The following is a 10774-nucleotide window of genomic DNA, read 5'->3' on the forward strand; positions in this document are numbered from 1 at the left end:
GGTGCCGGCCCCACGAAGACCGAGGAGAGCAAGAGATGAGCTTTTCCCCAGACCGGCACCGCGCGTTCCGCGCCCGCGACATGGGCGCGCAGAAACCCAGCGGGATGCCCGTGCACAAGTACGCCCCCTACCAACCCATCGGGCTGGCGGACCGCACCTGGCCCGACCGGCAGCCGACCCGCGCGCCGCTGTGGGGCAGCGTGGACCTGCGTGACGGCAACCAGGCCCTGCTGGAGCCGATGGACGTCGCCCGCAAGCGGGTGCTGTTCGACCTCCTGGTCTCCATGGGGTTCAAGGAGATCGAGGTGGGCTACCCCGCCTCGTCGCAGGACGACTACGACTTCGTCCGGCACCTGATCGAAACGGACTCCATCCCCGACGACGTCATCATCCAGGTCCTCTGCTCCATGCGGATCGACGCGATCGAGCGGAGCGTCGAAGCGGTGCGCGGAGCACCCAGGGCGGTGCTCCAGTACATCAACCCGACCTCCGCCGCGCAGCGCCGGGTCGTCTTCCGCGCCACCCGCGCGGAAACCGTGGCGCTGGCGCTCAACGGCACCCGGCACGCCGTGCGGCTCCAGGAGCGACTGCGGGAGACCGAGCTGTACCTGTCCTACGTGCCGGAGTCCTGGAGCCAGACCGAACCGGACTTCGCGGTGGAGATCTGCAACGCGGTGCAGGAGTATTGCGCTCCCCGCACGGACCGCACGCTGCGGATCGCGCTGCCCGTGACGGTGGAGTGCTTCCCCCCGCACGAGTTGGCGGACCGCATCGAGTACACGTGCCGGCACCTGGCGCACCGGGACCGGACCATCCTGACCCTGCACCCGCACAACGACCGCGGCAGCGCCGTGGCGGCGACCGAACTGGCCGTCCTCGCGGGTGTCGACCGGGTGGAGGGCTGCCTGTTCGGCAACGGCGAGCGCACGGGCAACGTGTGCCTGCCCACCCTGGCGATGAACCTGTACTCCCAGGGCATCGACCCCGAACTCGACCTGCGCGACCTGGACCGCGTCCGCGCCGTCGTCGAGGAGTGCAACCAGATCCCGATCTCCGCCCGCCACCCGTGGGTGGGCGAGTTCGTCTACACCTCCTTCGCCGGCACGCACCAGGACGCCATCGCCAAGGGCCTCAAGGCCCGCGAGGAGGCGGGCGACCCCGACGCCGTCTGGGACGTGCCCTACCTCGCCGTCGACCCGCGCGACATCGGGCGCAGCTACCAGGCGCTGATCCGCATCAACACCCAGTCCGGCAAGGGCGGCATCGCCCACCTGCTGCTCAGCACGCGCGGCCTGCCGCTACCCCGGCCGTTGCAGATCGACTTCGCCCACGTCATGCAGAAGTTCTGCGAGCAGCGCGGTGGCGAGGTCGGCGCGGACGAGCTGTGGGAGCAGTTCGCGCGGCGGTACGTGACGCCGGGCGAGTCGGCGGCAGACCTCCTGGAGGTCCCCGCCACCGAGTTGACGCCCGGGAACTGGAAGAACTCGGTGAGCCGAGTGTTCGACGCCCGGGAGGTACCCGGCGCGGTCCAGGGCGTCACCGTGGAACGGCTGAAGGGACGCCCCGGGTACGCCGCCTTCTGCGAGACGGCGGTGCACGGGCGATCCCTGTGGGGCGTGGGCATCCACGCCGACGAGGCGGAAGCGGTCCGGGGTGCCGCGCTCGCCGCCGCCCGCCGGAGCCTGGACGAGCAGCGGGCCGCACCGCACGCCGAGGAGCCCGTCGCCTGAGTGCTCGACCGGCCCCGCACCCAAGAGGTCCCGCACCACTACGTGAGGAGAGGATGCCATGTCGCACAGCAGGAGCATTCGCCTGGCGGTGGTACCCGGCGACGGCATCGGTCCGGAGGTGGTGGCGGAAGGGCTGAAGGTCCTGGCCGCCGTGCTGCCCCAGGACGTCAAGCTGGAGACCACCGAGTACGACCTCGGCGCGAAGCGGTGGCACGCCACCGGGGAGACCCTGCCGGACGCCGACCTCCGGTCGCTCCGGCAGCACGACGCGATCCTGCTCGGCGCGATCGGCGACCCCACCGTCCCGTCCGGTGTCCTGGAACGCGGCCTGCTGCTCAAGCTGCGCTTCGCCTTCGACCACTACGTGAACCTGCGCCCCGGCAGGCGCCACGCGAGCGACGGCCCGGCCGTCGACTTCGTCGTGGTCCGGGAGGGCACCGAGGGCCTGTACGCGGGCAACGGCGGCACGCTGCGCACCGGCACCCCCGCCGAGGTGGCCACCGAGGTGAGCGTCAACACCGCCTACGGGGTGGAGCGGGTGATCCGCTACGCCTTCGAGCGCGCCGAAGCCCGGCCCCGCCGGAGGTTGACGCTGGTGCACAAGAACAACGTGCTCGTGCACGCCGGGGGGCTGTGGCAGCGCACCTTCGCCGCGGTCGCCGCCGAGCACCCCGCCGTCACCACCGACTACCTGCACGTCGACGCCGCCACGATCTTCTTCGTCACCCGGCCCGAGCGGTTCGACGTGATCGTCACCGACAACCTCTTCGGCGACATCCTCACCGACCTGGCCGCGGCCGTGACCGGCGGCATCGGCCTGGCCGCCAGCGGCAACATCAACCCGACCGGGGCCTACCCCTCGATGTTCGAACCGGTCCACGGCTCCGCGCCGGACATCGCGGGCACCGGCCGGGCCGACCCGACCGCGACCGTGCGGTCCGTCGCGCTGCTCCTGCGCCACCTCGGCCACGCCCGGGAGGCGGACCGGGTCGACGCCGCCGTCGCCGCCGACCTGGCCGAGCGCGACCCGGCGGCGGCGCGCGGCACCGAGCAGGTCGGCGACGCGCTCGCCGCGCGCCTGGCGGGTTGAGCCGTCCCCCGACCCACCGCTCCCCACTCGCCCCACGAACCCACCCAACCCGCCGACCACACCACCGCCCCCACCCGCCCGGCGGGTCGAGCCTTCCCGCCGACCACACCACCGCTCCCCCACCCGCAGATCGGCGACACCCCCGCTACCCGCCCCACAGACCAACCCAACCCACACAGCACAGCCCGCTCCCACCCCACCGCTCGGAGGAAGCTCATGGCCAAGACACTGGCGGAGAAGGTCTGGGACGACCACGTCGTCCGGCGCGCCGAGGGCGAGCCGGACCTGCTCTACGTCGACCTGCACCTGCTGCACGAGGTGACGTGCCCGCAGGCGTTCGACGGGCTGCGCAAGGCCGGCCGGCGCGTGCGGCGCGCCGACCTCACCATCGCGACCGAGGACCACAACACACCCACCATCGACATCGACAAGCCGATCGCGGACCCGGTGTCCCGCCTCCAGCTGGAGACGCTGCGGAAGAACTGCGCGGAGCACGGGGTCCGGCTGCACCCGCTGGGCGACGTCGAGCAGGGCATCGTCCACGTGGTCGGGCCGCAGCTCGGGTTGACCCAGCCCGGGATGACCGTGGTCTGCGGCGACAGCCACACCTCCACCCACGGCGCGTTCGGCGCGCTGGCCTTCGGCATCGGCACCAGCCAGGTCGAGCACGTCCTGGCCAGCCAGACGCTGCCGATGTCCCCGTTCCGGACGATGGCCGTCACGGTCGAGGGCGAGCTGCCGCCCGGCGTCGTGGCGAAGGACCTGATCCTGGCCGTGATCGCCCGGATCGGCACCGGCGGCGGCCAGGGCCACGTCATCGAGTACCGCGGCCCGGCCATCGAGAAGCTCTCGATGGAGGCCCGGATGACGGTGTGCAACATGTCGATCGAGGCGGGCGCCCGCGCCGGGATGATCGCCCCGGACGAGACCACCTTCGCCTACCTCAAGGACCGCCCGCACGCGCCCAAGGGCGCCGACTGGGACGCCGCCGTCGCCGACTGGCGCGCCCTGCGCACCGACGACGACGCGACCTTCGACCGCGAGGTCGTCATCGACGCCTCCACCCTCTCCCCGTTCGTCACCTGGGGCACGAACCCGGCGCAGGGCGCACCGCTGTCGGCCTCCGTCCCCGACCCGGCCGGCTTCGCCGACGCCGGCGAGCGGCTGGCCGCCGAGAAGGCGCTGGAGTACATGGGGTTGACGGCCGGCCAGCCGTTGCGGGAGATCGCGGTGGACACCGTCTTCCTCGGGTCGTGCACCAACGGGCGGATCGAGGACCTGCGTGCCGCCGCCGCCGTGCTGCGGGGGCGTTCGGTGGCCGACGGGGTGCGGATGCTGGTCGTGCCCGGGTCGGTGCGCGTCGCGCTCAAGGCCGTGGAAGAGGGGCTGGACAAGGTGTTCACCGCCGCCGGCGCCGAGTGGCGGCACGCGGGCTGCTCCATGTGCCTGGGCATGAACCCCGACCAGTTGTCGCCCGGCGAGCGGGCCGCGTCCACCTCCAACCGCAACTTCGAGGGCAGGCAGGGCAGGGGCGGCCGGACGCACCTGGTCTCCCCGCAGGTCGCGGCCACCACCGCGGTCCTCGGCCACCTGGCCTCGCCCGCCGACCTGTCCGACCTGCCCGCGACCACCGGAGCCTGAGCCGCCATGGAACCCTTCACCACGCACACCGGCCGGGCGGTCCCGTTGCGCCGCGGCAACGTCGACACCGACCAGATCATCCCCGCCCGCTGGCTGAAGAAGGTCACCCGGGACGGCTTCGAGGACGGGCTCTTCGACGCCTGGCGCAAGGACCCGGAGTTCGTCCTCAACCAGCCCGCCCGCCGGGGCGCGACCGTGTTGGTGGCCGGGATGGACTTCGGCACCGGCTCGTCGCGCGAGCACGCCGTCTGGGCGTTGCAGAACTACGGCTTCAAGGTCGTCATCTCGGCGCGCTTCGGCGACATCTTCCGCGGCAACTCGCTCAAGAACGGCCTGCCGGCCGTGACCCTGCCGCAGGAGACCGTCGACCGGCTGTGGGCGCTGACCGAGGCCGACCCCGCGGCCGAGGTGACCGTGGACCTGCTCGACCGCGAGGTCCGCGCCGCGGGGATCACGGCGGGTTTCGAGCTGGACGACAACGCCCGATGGCGGCTGCTGCACGGCTTGGACGACATCAGCCTGACGCTGGAGCACGAAGCCCGCATCGCGGAGTACGAGCAGCGCCGCCCCTCGTACCGGCCACGTACCCGCAACCGGTAGCCGACGGCTTCGCCCGTGCGCACGCCCCACCGACGTCGGTCCGGTGGGGCAGCGCCGCCGCGGTCCGGTGAGACGCGGGACACAATTCCGTGCTGCCACGTCACGTCCCGCACGTCGGGGACGCTCTTGGTCGGTGCACAGCGATCGGAGGCGTCGTGACTGATCCCGCTACCCGGGGGTTCCTGGAGCACCGCGAACTGCTGTTCGCCATCGCGTACACCATGCTCGGCAGCGTGTCCGACACCGAGGACGTGCTCCAGGAGACCTGGCTGTCGTGGTCGCGCGCGGAGTGGGAGCGGGTCGACAACCCGCGTGCCTACCTGGTGCGCATCGCGGTCAACCAGGCCCTCGCCCGCCGAGCCGCCCTCAACCGCCGCCGGGAGACCTACGTCGGCCAGTGGCTGCCCGAACCGGTGGTGACCGACGCCGATCCCCTCGCGCGGGCCGAGTCGTCCTCGATGGCGTTGCTGGTCGTGCTGGAAACCCTCAGCCCGGCCGAACGCGCGGTGTTCGTGCTGCACGAGGCGTTCGGCTACGCGCACACCGACATCGCCGCCATGCTCGGCCGCACCCCCGAAGCCGTGCGGCAACTCGCCCACCGCGCCCGGCGGCACGTGCGGGCCCGACGCCCCCGCTACCGGGTCGACGCACGCGTGCAGCAACAGGCGACCGAACGCTTCATCGCCGCCACCCTGGGCGGCGACCTGGACGCGCTCATGGACGTCCTCGCCCCCGACGTGACGCTGTGGACCGACGGCGGCGGCAAGGGACCGGCAGCCAGTCTGCACCCCGTCCGCGGTCGGGGTCGGGTCGCCACCCTGCTCACCACCGTCGCGCGGAACGCTCCCGAGAACGTCGAGATCCGGTACCGCCACGTCAACGGCGACCCGTCCGCGCTGCTGTTCACCGACGCGTCGCCGTTCGCCGTCCTGGTCCTCGACCTCACCGCGGACGGCGACCGGGTGCGGGGCGTCTACTCGGTCACCAACCCGGACAAGCTGAGCCGCATCGGCCACAATGATCTCCGTGACGAACCGCGGTGATCTGCGCCGGCGCCTGGCCCACGTGCGGTGGATCGCGGGCGGCACCGGGGCGGGCAAGAGCACCGTCACGCGACTGCTGGCCGAGCGGCACGGCGCCGTCGTCTACGACGGGGACGCGGCCGAGCGGGCCTGGGTACCCCGCTTCACGCCGGACCGCCATCCCCGCGCGTGGGCGGCATTGCGGCTCACGCCCGAGCAGCGCGCCCAGCGCACGCCCGAGGAGACCTACCGGGAGATGCCCAGCCTGCACGGCGAGACCATCGACCTCCTCGTGGCAGACCTGTTGGCACTGCCCGACGACCGCCCGGTCCTGGTGGACTACTTCGGCAACACGCCACGCGACATCGCCCCGCTGCTCACCCGGCGAACGCAGGCGATCTTCCTGCTGCCCACACCCGGGTTCCGCCGGCACGCCCTCACCACGCGCTTCGCGGACCCGGCCCGGGCACACGCCAACTGGGGCTCCGGCGACCACACCCGGGCCCTGGCCAACCGCCTGGCACGCGACACCCTCTGGGACGCCGAACTCCGCCGCCAGGCGACCGAACTGGACCTGCCGACCCTGACCGTCGACGGCACCCGGACCGCCGACGCGGTGGCCACCCACCTGTCCCACCACTTCCGCCTGACCACGCCTCCTCCCGGTGGCGGTCATTGAGGTTCGCCGGGCCGGTCGTACGCCGCAGCCCGGCGGTGCGGCGCGTCCAACGGCCGGGTGCGGGCGAGCCAGGGCCCGCGGGTACGCCGCCGCCTCCAGCCGGCGGTCACCGGGCCGGAGGGCCAGTCGCCGCGTCTTCCGTTACCGGGCACGGGATTCGTCGTGGTCACCCTGCCGGGGTAGGCGCCCGCGAGGTGCTTCGCGGTCATGGCTCGGGTGAGGTCTCCGACCCGGTTCTGGGTGCTCGTCATCGGCGGCGGTGTCCAGGTAGTGGTCGAGCAGCCGGAAGGCCCGCGCCGCCTCGGGCGGCAGGGTGCGGTACGAGCAGTGGAAGACCGCACGCAGGTCCGCGTTCAGGTCGCTGGTGTGGAACGCGTCGGGGCGATCGGGTTCCAGCGCCGGTTCCCCGGCCGGCGACGCGCGTGGTCGTGCGCCCAGCGCAGGGCCGGCCACGTCTTGCCCCCGCCCGCCGGGCCGATGATCGTGGTCAGGGCGGCGCGCGTCCCGGTGAGGTCGGCCAGTTCACGGGTCCGCCCGGTGAACCTGGCAGGCGCGGCGGGGTCGCGGTGGTCGGCCGGCGGGTTCCCCGGCCGACAGGATCTCGCGGTGGAGTCGGCGGAGCGGACCTCCCGGGCCGATGCCCAGGTCCCGGCGCAAGCGCAGGCACGCCCGCGCGAACGTGCCCAGGGCGTCGGCCCGCCGCCCGGCTCGGTGTTGCGCGAGCATCAGCTGACCGATCAGCCGCTCGTCCAGCGGGTCGTCCTCGACCTGGTCGACCAGTCCGGGGACGAGCGCGCCGTGGTGCCCCAGGCGCAGTTGGAGATCGGTCCAGTCCCGTTGGGCCGCGCGGCGTTCGGCGGCGAGGGTTCCCCCGAGCCGGTCCAGCCACGCGCAGTCCACGCCGGTGAAGGCGTCGTCCCGCCACAGGCCCAGCGCTTCGGACAGCAGCGCCGGCGCGTGGCCGTCGTCCGCCCGCGCCCGGCCCAGCAACGCGTGGAAGCGGTGCAGGTCGACCGATCCGGGGTCGACCGCGAGCACGTAGCCGCCGGACCTCCTGGTCAACGACACCGCACCGGCGAGGCGCTTGCGCAGCCGGGACAGGTAGCTGGACAGGGTGCCCCGCGCGCTGCGCGGCAGGCGGTCGGGCCAGACCCGTTCGAGCAGGCGACCGGTCGGCACGACGTGGTTGGCCTCGACCAGGAGCAGTGCCAGCACGCAGATCTGCCGCGGCGACCCCAGGTCCACCGGCTCACCGTCGATCAACGCCTCCACAGGGCCCAACAAGCGGAACTCGATGGCCATCGCGCATCCCCAAGCCTCCGCTCCCTCCCCGGTGATACCGCAGCGGAGCCGCGGGTTCAAGGAATTCGCACCGCGCGGTGCACCGACCACGGCCCCGCGGGGGCAAGCGAGCCCACCGACCACGACGTCGTCGGCCGGAGCGGGCGACACCCGACCGAGCCGTGGGCGTCAACGGCGTGATCCGGCACCGGCACGAGCGGTGCGGCGTGACTCGGGATCCGGCGTCCGCGCCTGGACGCACCACGCCGGGGTCCGTCGACCCGCGCGTCAGTGGTCGTCCGGACCGGGGACGACGATCCGCAAGGAGTCCCGCAACTGCCGCGCGGCCCGGGGGTCGAGGGGTGCGAGGAACCGGCGTTCCGCCTCGTCGCTCGCCTCGGTCGCCCGCCGGAGGACGTCCTGCCCGGCGTCGGTCAGCTCGACCACGTTGCGCCGCCGGTCCTCGGCGTCCGGGTGGCGCGACACCAATCCCTTGCCCTCCAACGCGTCCAGCATCGCGACCATCGTCGTCCGGTCGATGCCGAGCCGTCGGGCCGCCTCCTGCTGCGACCTCGGCACGCGCCCGGCCACGGAGAGCAGCACACCCAGCTCCCGGCCGTCGATGCCGTGCGGTCGCAGCGCTTCCGCGGTCAGCTCCGCCATCCGCGCCTGCGCGTGCTTGAGCAGGTAGACCAGATTCCCGCCCAACTCGGGGCTCCGCCCGTCAGTCCTGGACACCCGCCCACCCTACCGCTAGCCTGATCGTCAGCACTACTGACAATCAGTCGAACTACAGGAGACACGTTGATCCTGGTTACCGGGGGTCTGGGGTTCATCGGCTCGCACACGGCGCGAGCACTTCTCGACGTCGGCGAGAGCTGCGTGCTGGTCCAGCGGCGGAGCGCCGCACCGCCGGCCGACCTCGCCGACGAACGGGTGGCGGTGGAGCGGGCCGACATCACCGACCTGCCCGCGCTGCTCGACATCGGCCGCCGGCACGAGATCACCGGCATCGTGCACCTCGCGGGTTCCATGCCCTGGCCGGTCGAGGCCGGCGATCCGGTCGAAGCCGGCCGGAAGGCGATCGGGAGCCTGTTCAACGTCGTGCGGGCCGCCCGGAGCTGGGGCGTGGCACGCGTCGGCGTCGCGAGCACGATCGGTGTCTACACAGGACTTACCAACGACGGCCCACTGCGCGAGGACATGCCGTTGCCCATGACGGCGCCACACCCGATCCCGACCTTCAAGAAGATCGGCGAACTGCTCAACGGCCACCTGGCCGACGCCACCGGCACCGAGATCGTCAACTACCGCATCTCGGCCATCTGGGGCCCACGCGGACACGCGGCGGACCCGTTCTTCGCCGCACCGCAACTCGTCCACGCCGCCGCACGCGGCACCACGCCGGACCCCTCCTCACTGCGCTCCATGCACGCGGAGGACGCCGTCGACCTGTGCTACGTGAAGGACTGCGCTCGGGCCATCGCGCTCCTGCAGGTCGCGGAACGGCTCAACCACCGCACCTACAACGTCGCCGCCGGCCGTGCGACGTCCAACGCCGAGGTCATCGCCGCGATCAAGGAGGCCGTCCCGGACGCCCGGATCAGCCTCCCCACCGGTGGTGCCGGCCGCCGGAGCCACCTGGACATCAGCCGGCTCCAGCAGGACACGGGCTACCGGCCCGGCTACGACACCACACGCGCGGCCGCCGACTACGTCGCATGGCTGCACGCGGGCAACGAGCGTTGAGCGCGGTGTCACGGTCACGCCGTACTCCGTGACCTGCCGGGGTGCATCCCGGTTCCGGACGGTTGACGCACGCCGACAACCGACCTGGTCCTTCGCCACCATCGGAGCACGGACAGCGGAGTCAGGGGGTGGCGGGATGTCGGGAACCGGGGTTCGGCGGTTGCGGTGCGCGTTGGTGGCGGCGGCGCAGGTCGTGGCGCTCTCGTCGGCGATCGCGGTCGGGACCGCTCCGGAGGCGGGCGCGGCGATCAACCACGCCTTCTACGCCGCCACGGAGCGCGTGCGGTCCGACCCCGCCGGCGCGGGCGTCACCCGGACCGCCGCGCAGGTGCCGCAAGCCGCCCACGACGCGGTGGCCTTCTGGAGCGCACCGGCCGCCGGGCGGACGCAGGTCACGACGAACCTCCCGCGGCCCGCCGGCTACCCGCCGACGAGCGTCATGTCGCCGACGCTGTCGGCGACGCAGCGGTGGCCCACCGGACCCCGCCTCCCCATGTTCGGGACCGCCCAGCCGTTCTACCAGTTCTACTGGGAGGACAACACCACCAACCCCCCGACCTACCACCGGGCGGCTTACGGGGGCGAACACACCAACGGCGCGCTGGACGAGAAGAGCTTCACGCGCTGCTTCAACGATTCCTTCTCCCGCAACGACTGGAAAACGCTTCCCGGCGGGATCCCGACCACGCTGACCGCTGCGATCACCGCGGCGAACGCCGTGCGACTGCTCTACTACCGGCCCGGGACGCCCGGGTTCCCCACCGGCCAACGCGGTGTCCGGAAGTTCGCCAACCCGTACGGCGCGAACGCCTACTCCGAGTACGACGTCGGCACCGTGCAGGTCCAGGTCAGCTCCGGTCAGTTGCAGTGGGCGGGCACCGGGCGCGGGCGTGACCGGTTGGTCCGCAACAACGTCACCCACGAGGTCTACTACACCGACGACCACTACTGCTCGTTCACGTTCCTCGGCGTCGTCCACTGA

11 protein-coding genes are annotated in these 10774 nt (G+C 72.7%); 8 read left to right on the forward strand and 3 right to left on the reverse strand.

From position 1 onward, the window contains the following. Positions 1–35 precede the first annotated feature (35 nt). The 6 genes from KZQ38_RS08610 (at position 36) to KZQ38_RS08635 (ending at position 6762) form a co-directional block, all read left to right on the forward strand. The gene (locus KZQ38_RS08610) at positions 36–1730 is read left to right on the forward strand and encodes a 2-isopropylmalate synthase (RefSeq protein WP_219440106.1); all 1695 of its coding nucleotides are present in this window, start codon (positions 36–38) and stop codon (positions 1728–1730) included. A 76-nt stretch (positions 1731–1806) separates the two neighbouring features. Beyond that, the gene (locus KZQ38_RS08615) at positions 1807–2820 is read left to right on the forward strand and encodes a 3-isopropylmalate dehydrogenase (RefSeq protein WP_219440404.1); all 1014 of its coding nucleotides are present in this window, start codon (positions 1807–1809) and stop codon (positions 2818–2820) included. Positions 2821–3036: 216 nt separating this feature from the next. Further along, positions 3037–4461, forward strand: a complete 1425-nt coding sequence (gene leuC / locus KZQ38_RS08620; protein WP_219440107.1) for a 3-isopropylmalate dehydratase large subunit — start codon at positions 3037–3039, stop codon at positions 4459–4461. A 6-nt stretch (positions 4462–4467) separates the two neighbouring features. Further along, positions 4468–5061 (forward strand): 3-isopropylmalate dehydratase small subunit, encoded by a 594-nt coding sequence (gene leuD, locus KZQ38_RS08625; RefSeq protein WP_219440108.1) that lies wholly within the window; start codon positions 4468–4470, stop codon positions 5059–5061. Between the two features lie 155 nt (positions 5062–5216). Continuing rightward, positions 5217–6104 (forward strand): RNA polymerase sigma factor SigJ, encoded by an 888-nt coding sequence (gene sigJ / locus KZQ38_RS08630; protein ID WP_219440109.1) that lies wholly within the window; start codon positions 5217–5219, stop codon positions 6102–6104. Then, on the forward strand, positions 6088–6762 hold the full coding sequence (locus tag KZQ38_RS08635; protein WP_219440110.1) for a hypothetical protein: 675 nt from the start codon (positions 6088–6090) through the stop codon (positions 6760–6762). Before sigJ ends, KZQ38_RS08635 begins: the two co-directional genes overlap by 17 nt. A 141-nt stretch (positions 6763–6903) precedes the next feature. Here KZQ38_RS08635 and KZQ38_RS08640 read toward each other — a convergent pair whose 3' ends face one another. From KZQ38_RS08640 to KZQ38_RS08650, 3 genes are all read right to left on the reverse strand, one after another. After that, positions 6904–7215 (reverse strand): hypothetical protein, encoded by a 312-nt coding sequence (locus KZQ38_RS08640; protein ID WP_219440111.1) that lies wholly within the window; start codon positions 7213–7215, stop codon positions 6904–6906. A gap of 69 nt (positions 7216–7284) precedes the next feature. Further along, the gene (locus tag KZQ38_RS08645) at positions 7285–8064 is read right to left on the reverse strand and encodes an AfsR/SARP family transcriptional regulator (RefSeq protein WP_219440112.1); all 780 of its coding nucleotides are present in this window, start codon (positions 8062–8064) and stop codon (positions 7285–7287) included. Between the two features lie 267 nt (positions 8065–8331). After that, positions 8332–8781 carry a MarR family winged helix-turn-helix transcriptional regulator gene (locus KZQ38_RS08650; RefSeq protein ID WP_219440113.1) on the reverse strand — a complete coding sequence of 150 codons (450 nt, stop codon included), beginning with the start codon at positions 8779–8781 and terminating at the stop codon, positions 8332–8334. Positions 8782–8847: 66 nt separating this feature from the next. Here KZQ38_RS08650 and KZQ38_RS08655 point away from each other — a divergent pair, with 66 nt between their 5' ends. Continuing rightward, entirely contained in the window at positions 8848–9792 is a 945-nt protein-coding gene (locus tag KZQ38_RS08655; protein WP_219440114.1) for an NAD-dependent epimerase/dehydratase family protein, read from the forward strand. 136 nt (positions 9793–9928) lie between these two features. Further along, the gene (locus KZQ38_RS08660) at positions 9929–10774 is read left to right on the forward strand and encodes a ribonuclease domain-containing protein (protein WP_219440115.1); all 846 of its coding nucleotides are present in this window, start codon (positions 9929–9931) and stop codon (positions 10772–10774) included.

The sequence above is a fragment of the Saccharothrix obliqua genome, assembly GCF_019375475.1.
In the GTDB taxonomy this organism is placed as follows: domain Bacteria; phylum Actinomycetota; class Actinomycetes; order Mycobacteriales; family Pseudonocardiaceae; genus Actinosynnema; species Actinosynnema obliqua.

What these genes read in the sequence shown, in the direction of transcription:
- leuC (WP_219440107.1), top strand. Translation starts at nt 3,037, where the DNA reads ATGGCCAAGACACTGGCGGAGAAGGTCTGGGACGACCACGTCGTCCGG.
- KZQ38_RS08645 (WP_219440112.1), bottom strand. Translation starts at nt 8,064, where the DNA reads ATGGCCATCGAGTTCCGCTTGTTGGGCCCTGTGGAGGCGTTGATCGAC.
- KZQ38_RS08660 (WP_219440115.1), top strand. Translation starts at nt 9,929, where the DNA reads ATGTCGGGAACCGGGGTTCGGCGGTTGCGGTGCGCGTTGGTGGCGGCG.
- KZQ38_RS08610 (WP_219440106.1), top strand. Translation starts at nt 36, where the DNA reads ATGAGCTTTTCCCCAGACCGGCACCGCGCGTTCCGCGCCCGCGACATG.
- leuD (WP_219440108.1), top strand. Translation starts at nt 4,468, where the DNA reads ATGGAACCCTTCACCACGCACACCGGCCGGGCGGTCCCGTTGCGCCGC.